Below are 15306 nucleotides of genomic sequence, written 5' to 3'. Positions count from 1 at the left end.
GTTCCAGTGTCAGTGTTGCTGCACAGTCAGGGCGACCGCGGCGATGCGGTCGGCACCGGCATACGCCGGCATATCAAGCTCCTCGCCGAACACGTCCGGGTCGAGTTCGCGGTAGTCGAAGCGGCAGCCTGCGCGCTCAAGCACCGGCGCCACGGCCGCCAGGAAAGGGTCGCGGCCGTCGAGAATGGGCACGCCGGTGTACAGCAGCAGATGCCCCCCAGCGCGCAGGCGCGGCAGGCCTTCCGCGACGATGCGCTCTCCCAGGTCTGTGCCGAGGCTGCCGCCACCGTTGCGGTAGACGCGGCCGGCCGGGTCCACGAGGTAGGGCGGGTTGGCGACGATGAGGTCGAACAGCCCGTCGGTGGCGCCGTACAGATCGCCCTGCCGGCACTGCACATTTGCCATGCCATTGAGGTCGGCATTGGCGCGCGCATACACCAGGGCCTGGGGGTTGATGTCGGCCAACACCACCTCCGCTGGAAAACTGGTTTGGCGGGCGGCGATCAGCCCGCCCGGCCCCGCGCCGCAGCCCACGTCGAGGATGCGCGCCGGTGGCTGGAGCGGCTGCTGGCGCAGCGTGTTTTCAATCAGGGCGGCAAAGCGGGAGGTGTCGGGCCCGAAAAAAACCGCGTCGGCACCCTGCGTGGGGTAGGCGCTGTGCGCGAACAACATGCGGCCCAGACTGGAAAAACGCACCTTGCTGCGAAACAGCGCGCCATGCGGCTCCAGCAGTTGGCCCGCCTGCATCGCGTGCAGGGCCGCGGCGGGCAGCAGCGTGGCATCAAAAGGCCGGCTCCAGCCGAACACATCACGCAGTGTGTGCGCCTTGTCGGCGCCAGGCCTGGCATTGACACGCGCATGGGTGGCCGGTGTCACCGTGGTGAATTCGTAGTGCGCCTGCTGCAGCCAGGCGCCGAGGTGGACAAGGGCCGTGTGTAAGGGCGAGGTCGAGGGCATCGGCAAGGGCAGGGAAGAAAAAGAAAAGCGGCAAACCGCCGGAGTGTCCCGCTACTGTCTTTGGACCGCAGCCGCGTCCTTGTGGGACACCGCTGCCGTGCGCCGTAGGACGGCTGCGCGGCGCCTGATTTCCTGCAGGTGCACACCGGCCCTGGCCGGGAGGGCCGGTCCGATCTGGCCGCGTCAGCGTGTCAGCGTGTCAACGAGCGCCTGCCGCGCACACCGCGAGCGTGAGGGGGGACCTCGACCTGTTCAGCGAAGCACTCTGCTCCGATGCCAGGAACGCGGCGATCTGCTGCAGCACCTCGTCGTCCTTGAGGATCTTGCGGTGGCCCAGGCTTTCGGTGGCCAGCAGCCGAGCGCCAGTGATGGCCTGGCTGTAGGCTACGCCGTCGGCAAAGCGGTTGATGCTGTCGCTGCGGTCGTGCACCACCAGCGTGGGCTGGGTGATGCGCGGGCCGACGGCGGCGGGTTCGAACTGCGGCATCAGGATGGCTTCGCGCGCTTCAATGCGTTGCTGCATGGCCGCACGTGTGGACTCGCGCAGGCCGAACACCTGCGCGAACAGCCGCGTGTATTCATGCGGTGAGGCAGGGGGCGCCAGCAGCACCAGTTTGTCCACGGGCAGGCCGCGGCTGGCCGCGTAGGCGCCGGCGTTGGCCGCCAGCGAATGCGCAACCAGCGCCTGCACCTGGTGGCCGGCCTGCTGCAGGCGGGCCACGGTGTAGTCGATGGCGCGCGCGAACTGCGGCAGGTTGCTGGTCGATCCCGCGCTGCGCCCGTGGGCCGGCATTTCAAGGATGACCGGCCGCAGGCCCTGCGCCTGCAGGGTGTCGGCCAGCGCCAGCATCTGGCCGGCGTGGCCGCCCCAACCATGCACCAGCAGCACCAGCGGGCCATGCGGCGCCACCGGGCGCTCGTAAACGGTCAGGCTGGCGTTCTCGAAAGCCCAGTGGCTGATACGCCAGTCGGGTGACCAGGTCCTGCGCCGGTTCAGCCACTTGGGCGGCAAGGGGGTGCCGAACAGGCGATGGGCTGCGCGAACCGCCAGGGTTGGCCAGACGTGTTGCGATGCGCCCAGGCCCCAGCGGAACAGCCGGGTCACGGGGTTGGTGTTGTAGAAGGCGGCGGTGGCTTCCAGTGATGTGCGTGTCATGAGAGGCTCCTGGGTGTTTTTTCCGGATCAGTACCAGATCCAGTCTTCATTGCTGCGCGGCAGGGAGCGCAGCGATGCGAGGGCAGATTGCGCGGCGCGGGCCGCCGCAACCACGGCAATGGCGAGGAGAAAGAACAACATGGCATTTCCCTTTCTTCGCACGATCGTGCGAAATGTGGACCAACAAAAAGCCCTTGTGGGGCAGACACAACTCATGGCTGGTAACTCTTGATCAGGCGCTGCCAGCTGGCCTGCGCACGTTCGGCGGCGCGGGGGTCGCGCAGGAAGCGCGTGTCGTGGATCAGACCCAGCATCAGGGCGTAGATTTCGGCCACCAGCTGCTCGGCGTCGGTATCGGGCCGGAGGTCGCCCCGCTCGACGGCCTGCACGACGGTGCGGCGCAGGGCGGCGCGCCAGCGCGTGATCTCGCCGTGCAGGTGGTCGCGCAGCGGGCCTTCGCGGTCGTCCAGCTCGAAGGCGCCGGCGCTGTAGACGCAGCCGGTGTGCGCCTCCACGTCCCGCGTGCGCACGATCCAGCGTTGCACAATCGCGTCCAGCCGCGGCAGGCCCTTGGGCTGCTGCACCGCGGGCACAAACACATCGGCCAGAAACCGCCGGCCGAACTCGTCGATCACGGCCTTCTGCAGGGCTTCGCGCGAACCGATGCGTGAAAACACCCCACTCTTGGACAGACCGAGGCGGTCGGCCACGGCCTGAAGCGTGATGGCCTCGAGGCCCTCGGCGGAGGCGAGGTCCAGCGCCGCACCGACAATCGCGGCGCGGGTCATCTCGCTTTTCTGGGTTCTGGCATCCATGTGGCAAATATTAGCACGACTGTGCGATTTCTGCGCCGGGATTTTTTTAGGGCTGAAAAGCGACGCCGAGGAGCCGACGGACCCTGACGGTCCGCACCGTGTTCATCCTACAGGCGGGCCGGGCCGGCCGGGCAAAGATGAGCTTGAGCACATCGCTCTCATATTTTGGAGACCCCATGAAAAAGCAATCCCTTGTCCTGACCCTCGCCGCCCTGGCCTGTACTGCTGCCTTTGCCCAGGCACCCGCCGGTGTCGTCGCGACGCCTTCCGCACAAGCTAGCCCGACCACGTCCGGCGGCACGCCTGCGGCCAAAGCCGAAATGAAGGTTGATGCGAAGAAAGCCAATGGCTCCACGCTGCAGGCCCAAAACCCTGTCGCCGGTTCCGGCGGCGCCGCTGCCAACGCGCAGATCAGCCCGTCCGCCTCCGGTGGCACACCCGCCGCCAAGGCCGAGATGAAGGTTGACGCCAAGGTCAGCAACACCGCCATGAACAGCATGGACACCAACGGCGACGGCATGGTCTCCTCCAAAGAGTGGAACCGTTACCAGACCGCCATGTGGAAAAGCATGAAGCCGGCCAAAAACGGCATGGTCCCCATGACCGACGTTGAAATGATGATGAAGGGCACGCCCAAATAAGGGACGTGTTCTGCACCGGTCGCATCGGGCGTGAACAGCGCCTGGTGCCACCCTGCAGCGGGTCCCAACCCGCCCCAAGGCTGCCTGCGGGCGGCCTTTTGTTTTTTCGGCGGCGCAAGCCCGCTGCCTGTCGCCAAGGCGGGTGCCTGTGCGCGGGAGGGCCTGCTAAGCTTTCGCCTCATGAGCGCCCCCTATATCCCCCAAATCCGCCTGTACCAGAACTGGCTGCGCGACACGCGCCAGCTGTCCTTCGACAACTACGATGCGTTGTGGCGCTGGTCGGTGACGGACCTGGACGCCTTCTGGCAAAGCATCTGGGACTATTTCGAACTGCAGTCACCCACGGCGCCTACCGACGTGCTGGTCGAGGCCAAAATGCCCGGTGCGCGCTGGTTTCCCGGCGCGCAGTTCAACTACGCGCAGCAGGTGTTCCGGCATGTCGACAGGGCCCATGCGGCGGGCTTTCCCGCACTGCTCAGCCACAACGAAAAAAGCCTGGACAGCGCGCCGGCGCGCGAACTGAGCTGGCCCGAATTGCGCCGCCAGGTGGCGTCGCTCGCGCTGCACCTGAAAGCCCAGGGCGTGTTGCCGGGCGACCGCGTGGCCGCCTACCTGCCCAACATTCCCGAGGCCGCGGTGGCTTTCCTGGCCGTGGTCAGCATAGGCGGCGTGTGGAGCATCTGCGCGCCCGACATGGGCACGAATGCCGTGCTGGACCGCTTCCGGCAGATCGAACCGAAGGTGCTGATTGCCTGCGACGGCGTGAGCTACGGCGGGCGCGACATCGACCGCACGGCGGTGGTGGCGGAGATCCGCGCGGCCCTGCCTTCGCTGCAGCACGTGATCGTCCACTACAACCTCGACGCTACTAATTCAATAGCTGACAGCGCCCGTTTTGAGAGCGCTACAGCCCGAAATGATGCTGAAACTTCGGCCTTTGCGCCGATGTGGCTACCGTTCGACCATCCCTTGTGGATTGTTTATTCCAGCGGCACCACCGGCCTGCCCAAACCCATCGTGCACGGCCATGGCGGCACCGTGTTGGTGGCGCTGGCGCTCAAGACCCTGCACAACGACATCGGCTGCAGCTACGAGGCCAACTCCTTCGGGGAGCGTTACCACTGGTACAGCTCCACCGGCTGGGTGATGTGGAACGCCCAGGTCAGCGGACTGCTCAACGGCACGACCTGCTGCATTTACGACGGCAACCCGGGCGGCGGCAAGGACAAGCCGGACTGGACCACCTTGTGGCGCTTCGGCGCGAAGCTGGGCGTGACGTTTTTCGGCGCCGGCGCGGCCTTTTTTGCCAACTGCCTGAAGGCCGGTGTGGACCTCTCGACCTGCGGCGACCTGTCGGCGGTCCGCGCGCTGGGCACCACGGGTTCACCGCTATCACCCGAGGCGCAGACCTGGGGCACGGAGCAGTTCCGGCGCATCGCCAAGACCGAAGCGCAGCAGGACATCTGGTGGTGCAATATTTCCGGCGGCACGGACTTCGCGGGCGCCTTCATCGGCGGCAACCGCGAGCTGCCGCAGGTGCCGGGCGAGATGCAGTGCCGCCTGCTCGGCTGCGCGGTCGAGGCCTGGAACGAGCAGGGCCAGCCGGTGATCGGCGAGGTCGGTGAGCTGGTCTGCAGCCAGCCGATTCCGTCCATGCCGCTGTACTTCTGGGGCGACGAGGGCAACAAGCGCTACCTGTCGAGCTATTTCGACATGTACCCCAACGTCTGGCGCCACGGCGACTGGCTCAAGATCACGCCCTCGGGCAGCTGCATCATCTACGGCCGCTCGGATGCCACCATCAACCGCCATGGCCTGCGCATGGGCACCAGCGAGCTGTACAGCGCGGTCGAGGCGCTGCCGGAAGTGATCGATTCGATGGTGGTGGACCTGGAGTACCTGGGGCGCGAAAGCTACATGCCGCTGTTTGTGGTGTTGCGCGAGGGCGTGGCCCTGGACGATGCGATGAAGGCCAGGATCAACAACGCGATCAAGACCGCGCTGTCGCCGCGTTTTGTGCCCAACGAGATTTTCCAGGTGCCGGAGATCCCGCGCACCCTGTCGGGCAAGAAGCAGGAGCTGCCGATCAAGAAACTGTTGCTGGGCCAGCCGATCGACAAGGTGGTCAATCGCGACGCGATGGCCAACCCCGGCTGCCTGGACTGGTACGTCGCGTTTGCGCAGCGGCGCGCCAGCGCCGCCTGAGGCTTGCTGCGAACGTCGGCCGGCTCAGGCCGGCTTGCGATTGACCAGCACGATGCCCAGCGCCACCAGCACCAGCGCCGCCAGCAAGCTGGGTGTGACGGCTTCCTGCAGCCACAGCGCACCGAACAGCAGGGCGAACAGGGGCGTGAGAAATACGAACACTGAAATTTTGGTCGCCGGATAACGGCCCAGCATCCACATCCAGGCCAGGTAGCTGGCAAACGCACCGACCACTGTCTGCAGCAGCAGCGAGGTGAGGGCAAACGGGCTGAAATTCCAGGACCAGCGCTCGCCCAGCGCCAGCGACAGCAGCGGCAGGGTGACGGTGCTCACGGCCACCTGGTAGAACAGCAGTTTTTCCGGCGAGACCCTGGCCAGTGACGAGGCGCGGATCACCACCGTGGTCAGGCCCCACAACATGCCCGCCACCAGCGCCATCACATCGCCCACCCAGGTCGGCGCCCCCGTACCGCTGAAACCCTCGCGCAGCGCAAAGGCCACCGCCGCAAAAGCGCAGGCCAGACCCGCCCACTGCACCGGACGCAGCGTTTCGGACTTCACCCAGATCGGCAGCAAGGCCGCCACCCAGAACGGCGAGGTGTAGAGAAACACCGTGAGCCGCGACGCGCTGGTGTATTGCAGGCCTACATAGATGCAGGCGAACTCGCCCGCGAACAGCGCGCCCGCCAGCAGCCCCGCGCGCAGCGAACCATCCGCGCTGAACAGCTTGACGCCACGCCAGGCGCACCACAGCCAGAGCAGCACGGTGGCGCCGGCAAACCGGATGGCGGCCTGAAAGGCCGGCGCCACCTCGGCCAGCGTGGCCTTGACCAGCACCTGCTGGAAGCCCCAGAACAGGCAACAGGCCAGCAGCAGGGAAATGGCGAGGGTGTCGAGGTGGGTTTTGCGGGCGATCATGCGTGGCCGGAGGTTGCAGCAGGGGCTGTCAGAGCGGGTGCTCGGTGTAAAAGCGGCCGCCGTGAAACAGCAGCGGCGCCGCGCCGGCGCGGTGGCTGCAGCGTTCGACCTCGCCGACAAAAATCACGTGGTCGCCTTCTTCGTAGCGGCTGCGGTTGAAACATTCAAAGGTGGCTGCGGCACCCGCCAGCAGCGGCGCGCCGCCGGCACCTTCGGTCCAGGCGACGCCGTCCCAGCGGCCTTCGCGTTTGGCCGCAAAACGCTCGGCCAGTTCTTTCTGGTCGGCTGCCAGGATGTTGATGGCGTAGTGTGAGCCGGTACTCAGGGCCGGCATGGAGCCGGCCGCCTGCGCCAGGCTCCAGAGCACCAGCGGCGGCTCGAGCGAGACCGAATTGAAGGAGTTGGCGGTCAGGCCGACCAGCTCGCCGTCGGGCTTGCGCGCGGTGACAATTGTCACCCCCGTGGCAAACATGCCGAGGCAGGCGCGGAACTCGCGCGGGGAAAAACTGGGGTGGCTGGCCCGGCGCAAGGCAGTGGGAGGCGTCATGGGGCTAATTTAACCCAATGCCCCGGGATGGGCAGGCGGCCCCCCTCCGCTCAGATGCCGTGGGTAAAATCGCACCATGCGTTCAACCTGCACCGCGGCCCTTCTGGCAGCTTCATTATTGATAGCGACTGGCGCTCAGGCTGCGGGGCCCTGTGACGATTTTGTCCGCAAACTTCCGAACCTCAGGCGCAGCCTCTGCGACGCCGCCCAGCTGCAGGCCACGGCCGCCCGCTCGGTGAAGGGGCAGACACTGTGGATGCGCGACGTCAAGCCCGAGGATGTGCGCCAGCGCGTGCTGGTGCTGGGCGCCATCCATGGTGATGAGCTGTCGTCGACCTCGGTGGCCCTGCACTGGATCCGCCTGGCCGAAGAAACCACGGCGCCCTGGTCGCAAGCCATCCACTGGCGTTTCATACCGGCCCTCAATCCCGATGGGCTGCTGGCCAACCCGCCGCGCCGCGTCAACGCCAACGGCGTTGATCTGAACCGCAACTTTCCGACGCCGTTCTGGGAACGTGACGCGAAGGTGTACTGGGAAAAGCGGACCCGCAAGGACCCGCGCCGCTGGCCCGGCACCAAGCCCCTGTCCGAGCCGGAGTCGCGCTTTCTGCACCAGGAGATGCAGCGCTTCAAGCCCCACCTGATCGTCAGCATCCATGCGCCCTACGGGGTACTCGACTTTGACGGCCCCTCGGTCCCGCCGTCCAGACTGGGTCGCTTGTACCTGGACCAGGTCGGCATTTTTCCGGGCTCGCTGGGCAATTACGGCGGTGTGCACAAGGGCGTGCCGGTGGTCACCATCGAACTGCCCAATGCGATGCGCACACCACTGGACGCCGAGATGCGCCAGATGTGGCTGGACCTGCTGCGCTGGATGACCGAGCGTGTGCCGGCGGGCGCGCCCGAGGCATCGTCACGCACGCCCTGACGCACGTCGCGAACCCCGATGGCACGAATCGCCACCCTTGGGTTCATGATGAAAATAGAGTGCAGCCCTTTATTGACGGGCGCCAGCAGCTACTGAATCAGTAGCATTCAATGCCACCGAGTAGCCGTTTTCAGCGCTTGAGCTTGTCGTAGGCCTGGTCCATGGGCGCGCTTTTGCCAGTGTCCTGCAGACCGCGGCGCAGGTCGCGACCGGCTTGCTGCACTTTCGGATCGGGCTGGGCATCGGTCATGTCGGTGGACTGGTCACGCTCATGCGGCAGCGCGAGACTGGCTTCGTCCGACGCATCGGCAGGGGTTTCTGCGCGCCCCGGCCGCGGACGCCCTGCCACCGGTGTCTTCACGGGCATGCCCTCACTCTGGCCAGGCTGGTCGGTGGCCTGCTTCTGCGCAGGGGCAAGGGACGGGTTGGGAAGAGGCGTGGCCACGGGCGTTCTTTCTGTTGCAACAAGGGATTGAGCGGTTACTCTGCCGCTTCACCTGCAGTCGTTTTGTCAGTCTGTACAGCGTCCCGCTGTAGGAGGTCGGCGGTCGGGTGACCGGCGGGTGGCCAGGGTCAAGCCAAAGTACTACGATGGTGTCAGGGTCTCCACGTGTCGGCTTCCCAGCACGGGGCCCGGTCCGCAGCGGTGCATCGCCTGCCAGGACCCCCGGGCCGGCGAAGGCGCAAAGGAATGGAATGATCAGTTCGTTGGGGCTTCGCGCCCGTCTGGTGTTGTTGATCGTGGTGGCCTTGCTGCCGGTGCTGGGCCTGTTTGCCTGGTCGGCGGCCGTCCAGCAAAGTGATGCCCTGAAGCTTGCGCGCTCCACACTGCAGTCCCAGGCGCTGCTGGCCGCGGCCAGCCAGCAGCCGCAAATCGAGGCGATCAAGCAGCTTCTGGGCGATCTGGCCAGCGCGCCAGCCATCAAGGGCCGGTTGCCGGGCCTGTGCAGCGAGTACCTGCGCAATTTGCATGCGGTGCATCCGCAGTACACCGATCTGGGCGTGGTGGCGCTTGACGGCACGGTGGTGTGCCACTCCGAAGCGGCCCTGGTCGGCGCCGATGCAAGCGCATGGCCTTTTTTCAGACAGGTCATGGCCAGCCGCCAGTTTTCGATCGGCGAATATGGCACGGGCAGGCAAAGCGGCCAGGCGGGCGTCGGTTTTGCGGGCCCCGTCCTTGACAATGCCGGGGTGCCGAGCGGGGTGGTCTTTGCCGCGCTCAGCGTGCAGGCCTTTGCGCCCCTGCTGGCGCAGGTGGCACCGACGGCAGGGGCCAGCGTGTTGCTGCTTGACCGCCAGGGCAACATTCTGGCCGCCCAGCCGGCAGGGGCCGGCGCGGTCGGCAGCCTGCAGACCGATACGACCATCCGGGCCTTTTTACAGGCCCCGCGCATGGGCGTCGAGGAGGCGCCCGATGCAGGCGGAGAGCAGCGCGTGTACGCCTTCGCCCCGGTGAGCGGCCCGGCGGCCGGCGCGCTGTTTGTCGCCGTCAGCATGACACGCGCGCTGATCGCCGCTGAACCGGCGAAGGCGCTGGCGCTGGAGTTGGCCATCCTGCTGGCCGCCGCCCTGTTTGGCATGGCTTGCGCCTGGGTCATGGGCAAGCGCCTGATCGTCAACCCGGCCAACGCCATGCTGCATGAAGCCGACGAACTGGCCAGCGGCAACCTCGCAGCCCGAGTTGAGCTCGGCCCGCTGTATCAGGGAGAGCTCGGGCATCTCGCGCGAACCTTCAACCGCATGGCCGAATCGCTGGAGTTGAGCCGCCAGCAGCGCGACGAATCGCTGGCCCGCATCGGCAAGGAGCGCGGCATGCTGGACCTGATCGTCAACAGCATGAGTGAAGGGGTGCTGGCGATCGATGTCGAAGGCCGCTTCCTGCTGTTCAATGCGGCCGCGAAGAAGTATTTCCCCAGCGATGGAACAGGCAAGACGCTGGCCGAATGGCGAGCCGACCACGAGGTGGTGCTGCTCGACGGCAAGACGGTCTGTGCGCCGCAGAACCGGCCGCTGAGCCGGGCCATTCGCGGCGAGAGTGTCGATAACTGGGATGTCCTGCTGCGCCGGCCGGGCGCCAGGGACCATGTGCTGCGCAACAATGTCCGGCCGCTGCACGACGAGGCCGGGCAACTGGTGGGCGGGCTGGTGGTGTTTACCGACATCACCGCGCGCAGGTTTGCCGAGGAGCTGGTCCGCGACCAGGAGCGTGTGCTTGAGCTGATCGCCTACGGCGTGCCCTTGCCGCAGTCCCTGGAGGCCATCGTCGGCCTGATCGAGGGCCGTTCCGCCAACAGCCTGTGTTCAATCCTGCTGTGCGAGGGCTCGCGTCTGCGCCATGGTGCGGCGCCCAGCCTTCCGGCCGCCGTCAGCCGGCAGATCGACGGGATGGAGGTCGGCGAAGGCGCCGGCGCGTGCGGGACGGCCGCGTTCCGCAAAAGGCCGGTGGTGGTAGAGCACCTGGCGAGTGATCCGCTGATGCGCAACTACCGCGAGCTCGGACGCGAATTCGACCTGCAGTCCTGCTGGTCCACGCCGGTTCTTTCTGCGGCGGGTGAGGTCCTGGCCACCTTCGCCATCTACCATCACACGCCGTACACGCCCCAGCCGGCGGACCAGGACCTGGTGGACACGGCCGTGCGGCTGGCGCGTATTGCGATCGAGCGGGCGCGCGCCGAGGCGGCGCTGCTGGGGAGCAAGGCGCGTTTTCGGGAGCTTGCGGAAAACATCAAGGACGTGTTTTACAACCGCGACTTTGCCAGCGGACGTTTTCTCTACATCAGCCCGGCGTATGAGACCCTGTGGCATCGTCGCCCGGAAGAACTGTATGCGGCGCCCGACTCCTACCGCGCGTCCATCCACCCCGACGACCGGGACGCGGAGGCGCAAACCAAACACCGGCAGGCGACGGGTGCCGCTACAGACGTTGAGTACCGGATTGTCCGTCCCGATGGCGAGGTTCGCTGGATTCGCGACCGGTCCTACCCGGTCCTGAACGAGGCCGGCGCGGTGGAGCGTATTGTCGGCACTGCGCGTGACGTGACCGGCCGCAAACGGGCGGACCGCGAACTGGCGCGGACCAACCGGGCGCTGCAGCTGCTCAGCCGCTGCAACCAGGCACTGACCCGCATCGACGACGAAGCCGAACTGTTGCTGCAGGTGTGCCGGCTGGCGGTGGAGGTGGGCGGCTACCGGATGGCGTGGGTCGGTTATGCGCGGGACGATGCGGCCCACAGCATCGAGCCCATGGCCCACGCCGGCCACGAAGCGGGCTACCTGTCCAGGGTCAGGCTGACCTGGGATGCCGACCAGCCCACCGGGCGCGGGCCTGCGGGCCAGACCATACGCAGCGGCCAGGCCGGGGTCAGTGAAAACATTGCGCAGGGAGCCAACAAGTTTTTCTGGACCGAGGAGGCGGCAGCCCAGGGCTACCGCAGCGCGGTGTTCCTGCCGCTGAGTGATGCCGACCGCACCTTCGGCCTGCTGGGCCTGTACTCGGGATCGCTTGAAAAACTGGCCCCCGAGGAGATCCGGCTGCTGCAGGACATGGCCGACAACCTGGCGTTTGGCATTGGCAGCCTGCGCGCCCGGCTGGAGCGCCAGCGCAGCCAGGAGGTGGCGCGTCTGGCGGCGGCGCAGGTGCGCGAGCAGGCCTCGCTGCTCGACCGTGCGCAGGACGCCATCATGGTTCGCAACCTGGACAGCACCCTGCGTTTCTGGAACAAGGGCGCCGAGCGCCTCTACGGCTGGACCTCCGACGAGGTGCTCGGCAAAACCATGGACGACGGCATGTACCGCGACCCGCAGGTGCTGATCGACGCCATGAAGCAGACCCTGGCCAGTGGCGGAGACTGGACCGGCGAACTCGAACAGGTGGCCCGCGACGGCTCGGTGTTCAGCATCGAGGCGCGCTGGACTGTGGTGCGTGACGGCCAGGGCCGGGTCAACGGTGTGCTCGGCATCAACACCGACATCCGCGAACGCAAGCGGGCGCGCGAAGAAATCCTGCAACTCAATGCCAGTCTGGAAGACCGGGTGCAGCAGCGCACCGGGCAACTGGAATTTGCCAACAAGCAGCTCGAGGCCTTTTCCTATTCGGTGTCACACGACCTGCGCACGCCGCTCAGTTCCATCGGTGGATTCAGCAAGCTGCTGGTCCGGGAACTGGAGGACGGCGCAGGAAGCGAACGCAGCCGGCATTACCTGGCCCGCATCCGCGCCGGCGTGGTGCAGATGGGCGAGCTGATCGACGCCCTGCTGTCGCTGGCCCAGGTTTCGCGCAGCAGCCTGCGCTGGGAGACGGTCGACCTGAGCGCTTTGGCGGAAAAAATACTTGACGGCTACCGCGAACGGCAGCCCGGGCGTGTGGCCTTGCTCGACATCCAGCCAGGCCTGCTGGCCCAGGGCGATGCGCGCCTGCTGCTGCAGGTGCTGGACAACCTGCTGGGCAATGCCTGGAAGTTCAGCAGCCTGCAGCCGCAATCCCTGATCTCGTTCGGGCGAGAGCCAGGCCCCGGCGGGGAAGCGGTGTACATGGTGCGGGACAACGGGGCGGGGTTTGACATGGCCTACTCAGAAAAGCTGTTCGGTGCTTTCGAGCGCTTGCACACCGTCTCGGAATTTGCCGGAACCGGCATTGGCCTGGCGACGGTGCACAGAATCATCACGCGTCACGGTGGGCGGGTGTGGGCCGAGTCCGCGCCGGGGCACGGGGCCACCCTCTATTTCACCCTGGGTGCCGCACCTGCCGGGGGGCTGGAGGCGTCCTGAGCGCCGTGCTCTGCAAGCGCGCTCACGCGGGACGCGCCACGCCAGATCCCCGCTGTACGCCACCCGGCAAGGCGCAGCGAAGGGGAACAGAACACAAGAAACCGCAAGGTTCTATTGTGACTATTGGGTAGAAAATAAAGCGACTACTACCGATTCAGACGCGAGCGGCTAAAATATTGGCATGACTACCACCCCTTCTACCGCGCCGGCCCTCAAGGCCAGACCCGCCGCGCATGGCGGCCCCAAAATCTCTTTCAAGGCGCAAATGCTGGCGGCCCGGGAGGATGCCATTGTGCAGGCGGTCAACCGGCTGCTGGCGGAAAAAGGCTTTGACCTGATGACGGTGGACGAGGTGGCGGCCGATGTGGGCATTGCCAAGGCCAGTCTTTACAAGCATTTCCCAAGCAAGGAAGACCTGGCCGCGGCAGCCATGGTGCGCGTGGTGGGGCTGGCGCAGGCCTTTCTGGCCAGCCTGCCCCCGCAAGCCCAGCCCCTGGCGCAACTCAAGGCCATGGTGCGCTGGATGCTGCAGCAGCAGCTGGCCGGCGAAATGCCTTCCCTGCCGCACCAGAACTCCAGCCTGCGCACCACGTTGATGAACAACAAGGCCTATCTCGACGGGCTGGTGCGCATCAGCGACCAGATTGGCGCCTGGATTGAACTTGCGCAAAAAGACGGCTCCCTGAGCCCCAGCATTCCGCCGATTCTGGTGCTCTACACCCTTTACGCCCGGGCCTGTGACCCGGTGCTGGAGTTCCTGCGGGCCGGCGGCCAGCACAGTGATGAAGAGATCATTGAGCTGGTCATTCGCACCTGCTTCGAGGGGCTTTGCGCGCGGTAGAGTCCTGTAAAAGCGGCCTGTCCCTGCGGTATTCGCAAAAGCCGGGATTTGAATTACATTGAGTAACTCTTTTGTGTCTGCTGCTCCCCGTGGGCAGGCCTTCCTGCCGGGGGAAACTCCGCTCCAACCCATGACGTCGTTCGCTTTGCGCATGAAACCGGCCCGATCGGCGTTCGACGTGGCCGCGTTGCGCGCCCGTGTCTTGCCGATGGTGGCGGACCGGCCATGACGCGTCAGCTGGTGTCCTCGGACTCGCAGTCCATCCGAAGCCAGCGTGTGGCGGTGGCCATGGCGGGACTGGCCCTGGTACTGGGCCTGCTTGTGACCGGGGGAGGCGTTTTCTGGGTGAACAACACGCTCCAGAGCCAGGCCAGGGAGCGTTTCGACCGGCTGGCCGACCGTGTCCAGATCGATGTGCAGGACCGCCTGAACGCCCCGCTGCGCGGGTTGCGCGGCGCCGCCGGGGTGTATGCGGCTAGCAACTCGGTCGAACGGGCCGAGTTTCGCGCCTATGTGCAGTTCAGCCAGCTCGCGCGCGATTTTCCCGGTGTGCGCGGGTTCGGCTTCATGGCCCGGGTCCTGCGGGAGGACCTGGACGGCTTTGTCGCCGCCGAACGTGCTGACGAGGAACCGGCCTTTGCCATCCGCACGATGTCCGGCGCGCCGACGGCCAGCCATGCGCCCGACCTGTACGTGGTGAAGTTCATGGAACCCCAGGCGCGCAACCAGGCGGTTTTGGGCCTGGACGCGGGTGCGGAGCCGGTGCGCCGCGAGGCCATCGAACGTGCCGTGGCGACGGGCGAGCCCACCCTGACCCGAAGAACCACCCTGGTGCAGGACCAGCAGCAAAATCCGGGCTGGGTTTACCTGTTGCCGGTTTACCGCGCGGGGGGGGACCTCAGCACGCCGGCGCAACGCCAGGCGCTCGTGATCGGTGTGCTGTTTGCGCCCATGGTGGTCAGCGAGGTGCTGCAAAGAGCGGCCGAGGCCACCCAGGGGCAGGCCGCTTTCGAGCTGTTTGACGCTGAACCGCTGAACGCCCAGACGCTGGTGTACACGCTCAACGGGCAGCCGGCGGCAGCCCCGGGTGACCCGGTGCCGACCCTCGACGCCCGGCGTCTTTTTTCGTCCTCCCGGTCGGTGTCGGCCGGTGGGCGCACCTTGAGCTTGCGAGTCAGCAGCACGCCTGCGTTTGAAGCCGAGGCGGCCAGTCTCCTGCCGGCTTTGCTGGGGCTGGGCGGTGTCCTGTCGAGCCTGCTGCTCGCCTTGTGCATCTGGCTGCTCGGCAGCAGCCGTGCCCGTGCGCTGTCGGTGGCCCAGCGCATGACGCTGGACCTGGCGCACGAGCAGCAGCGCCTGCTCAGCATTGTCGAGGGGACCAATGCGTATTCCGCTGAACGTGAACGGTGATTCCGGCATCGTGAACACAGATTCCGGTGCTGTGAACGGCAATTCCGGGCAAGGTGAACGCGGCGGCACAGGTGGTGCGATGTTGCGCGCTGTTATTTTAGGCCGAGGTGGTTTTTCGGCG

The 15306-nt window shown here is 66.5% G+C and carries 12 protein-coding genes; 6 read left to right on the top strand and 6 right to left on the bottom strand.

All coding sequences use genetic code 11. From position 1 onward, the window contains the following. Positions 1 to 9: 9 nt before the first annotated feature. The 3 genes from AAG813_RS13130 to AAG813_RS13120 form a co-directional block, all read right to left on the bottom strand. Positions 10 to 957 carry a class I SAM-dependent methyltransferase gene (locus tag AAG813_RS13130; protein ID WP_341916064.1) on the bottom strand — a complete coding sequence of 316 codons (948 nt, stop codon included), beginning with the start codon at positions 955 to 957 and terminating at the stop codon, positions 10 to 12. 199 nt (positions 958 to 1156) lie between these two features. Then, on the bottom strand, positions 1157 to 2113 hold the full coding sequence (locus tag AAG813_RS13125; RefSeq protein WP_341915995.1) for an alpha/beta hydrolase: 957 nt from the start codon (positions 2111 to 2113) through the stop codon (positions 1157 to 1159). 212 nt (positions 2114 to 2325) lie between these two features. Then, positions 2326 to 2928: a TetR/AcrR family transcriptional regulator gene (locus AAG813_RS13120; RefSeq protein WP_341915994.1), complete on the bottom strand. Its 603-nt coding sequence runs from the start codon at positions 2926 to 2928 to the stop codon at positions 2326 to 2328. 176 nt (positions 2929 to 3104) lie between these two features. Here AAG813_RS13120 and AAG813_RS13115 point away from each other — a divergent pair, with 176 nt between their 5' ends. Together AAG813_RS13115 and AAG813_RS13110 are read left to right on the top strand one after the other, a co-directional pair. Further along, positions 3105 to 3569, top strand: coding sequence for a hypothetical protein (locus AAG813_RS13115; protein ID WP_341915993.1), 465 nt, complete (start codon positions 3105 to 3107; stop codon positions 3567 to 3569). A gap of 180 nt (positions 3570 to 3749) precedes the next feature. Next, positions 3750 to 5774 (top strand): acetoacetate--CoA ligase, encoded by a 2025-nt coding sequence (locus AAG813_RS13110; protein ID WP_341915992.1) that lies wholly within the window; start codon positions 3750 to 3752, stop codon positions 5772 to 5774. A gap of 24 nt (positions 5775 to 5798) precedes the next feature. On the opposite strand, the gene AAG813_RS13105 is transcribed toward AAG813_RS13110, so the two are convergent. After that, positions 5799 to 6692 carry a DMT family transporter gene (locus AAG813_RS13105; protein WP_341915991.1) on the bottom strand — a complete coding sequence of 298 codons (894 nt, stop codon included), beginning with the start codon at positions 6690 to 6692 and terminating at the stop codon, positions 5799 to 5801. A gap of 28 nt (positions 6693 to 6720) precedes the next feature. Then, a complete protein-coding gene (locus AAG813_RS13100; RefSeq protein WP_341915990.1) occupies positions 6721 to 7239 on the bottom strand; it encodes a flavin reductase family protein in 519 nt (172 codons plus the stop codon). A 76-nt stretch (positions 7240 to 7315) separates the two neighbouring features. Between AAG813_RS13100 and AAG813_RS13095 the strand changes: the two genes are divergently transcribed. After that, a complete protein-coding gene (locus tag AAG813_RS13095) occupies positions 7316 to 8167 on the top strand; it encodes a M14 family murein peptide amidase A (RefSeq protein WP_341915989.1) in 852 nt (283 codons plus the stop codon). Positions 8168 to 8297: 130 nt separating this feature from the next. On the opposite strand, the gene AAG813_RS13090 is transcribed toward AAG813_RS13095, so the two are convergent. Beyond that, positions 8298 to 8612, bottom strand: coding sequence for a hypothetical protein (locus AAG813_RS13090; protein ID WP_341915988.1), 315 nt, complete (start codon positions 8610 to 8612; stop codon positions 8298 to 8300). Between the two features lie 251 nt (positions 8613 to 8863). On the opposite strand from AAG813_RS13090, the gene AAG813_RS13085 reads away from it, so the two are divergent. The 3 genes from AAG813_RS13085 to AAG813_RS13075 all read left to right on the top strand — a co-directional run bounded on the left by AAG813_RS13085 (position 8864) and on the right by AAG813_RS13075 (position 15185). Then, on the top strand, positions 8864 to 12934 hold the full coding sequence (locus AAG813_RS13085) for a PAS domain S-box protein (RefSeq protein WP_341915987.1): 4071 nt from the start codon (positions 8864 to 8866) through the stop codon (positions 12932 to 12934). A gap of 265 nt (positions 12935 to 13199) precedes the next feature. After that, positions 13200 to 13775 (top strand): helix-turn-helix domain-containing protein, encoded by a 576-nt coding sequence (locus tag AAG813_RS13080; RefSeq protein WP_341916063.1) that lies wholly within the window; start codon positions 13200 to 13202, stop codon positions 13773 to 13775. 225 nt (positions 13776 to 14000) lie between these two features. Then, positions 14001 to 15185 carry a CHASE domain-containing protein gene (locus tag AAG813_RS13075; RefSeq protein ID WP_341915986.1) on the top strand — a complete coding sequence of 395 codons (1185 nt, stop codon included), beginning with the start codon at positions 14001 to 14003 and terminating at the stop codon, positions 15183 to 15185. The last annotated feature ends 121 nt before the right edge of the window (positions 15186 to 15306 follow it).

It is taken from the genome of Polaromonas sp. YR568, assembly GCF_943371715.1.
GTDB lineage: Bacteria > Pseudomonadota > Gammaproteobacteria > Burkholderiales > Burkholderiaceae_C > Polaromonas.
The sequence above is the reverse complement of the archived record's forward strand: the minus strand, read 5'-3'. Positions and strand labels throughout refer to the sequence as shown.

Coding starts and splice junctions, on each gene's coding strand:
- AAG813_RS13130 (WP_341916064.1), bottom strand. CDS start 957: ATGCCCTCGACCTCGCCCTTACACACGGCCCTTGTCCACCTCGGCGCC.
- AAG813_RS13125 (WP_341915995.1), bottom strand. CDS start 2,113: ATGACACGCACATCACTGGAAGCCACCGCCGCCTTCTACAACACCAAC.
- AAG813_RS13120 (WP_341915994.1), bottom strand. CDS start 2,928: ATGGATGCCAGAACCCAGAAAAGCGAGATGACCCGCGCCGCGATTGTC.
- AAG813_RS13115 (WP_341915993.1), top strand. CDS start 3,105: ATGAAAAAGCAATCCCTTGTCCTGACCCTCGCCGCCCTGGCCTGTACT.
- AAG813_RS13110 (WP_341915992.1), top strand. CDS start 3,750: ATGAGCGCCCCCTATATCCCCCAAATCCGCCTGTACCAGAACTGGCTG.
- AAG813_RS13105 (WP_341915991.1), bottom strand. CDS start 6,692: ATGATCGCCCGCAAAACCCACCTCGACACCCTCGCCATTTCCCTGCTG.
- AAG813_RS13100 (WP_341915990.1), bottom strand. CDS start 7,239: ATGACGCCTCCCACTGCCTTGCGCCGGGCCAGCCACCCCAGTTTTTCC.
- AAG813_RS13095 (WP_341915989.1), top strand. CDS start 7,316: ATGCGTTCAACCTGCACCGCGGCCCTTCTGGCAGCTTCATTATTGATA.
- AAG813_RS13085 (WP_341915987.1), top strand. CDS start 8,864: ATGATCAGTTCGTTGGGGCTTCGCGCCCGTCTGGTGTTGTTGATCGTG.
- AAG813_RS13080 (WP_341916063.1), top strand. CDS start 13,200: ATGCTGGCGGCCCGGGAGGATGCCATTGTGCAGGCGGTCAACCGGCTG.
- AAG813_RS13075 (WP_341915986.1), top strand. CDS start 14,001: ATGACGCGTCAGCTGGTGTCCTCGGACTCGCAGTCCATCCGAAGCCAG.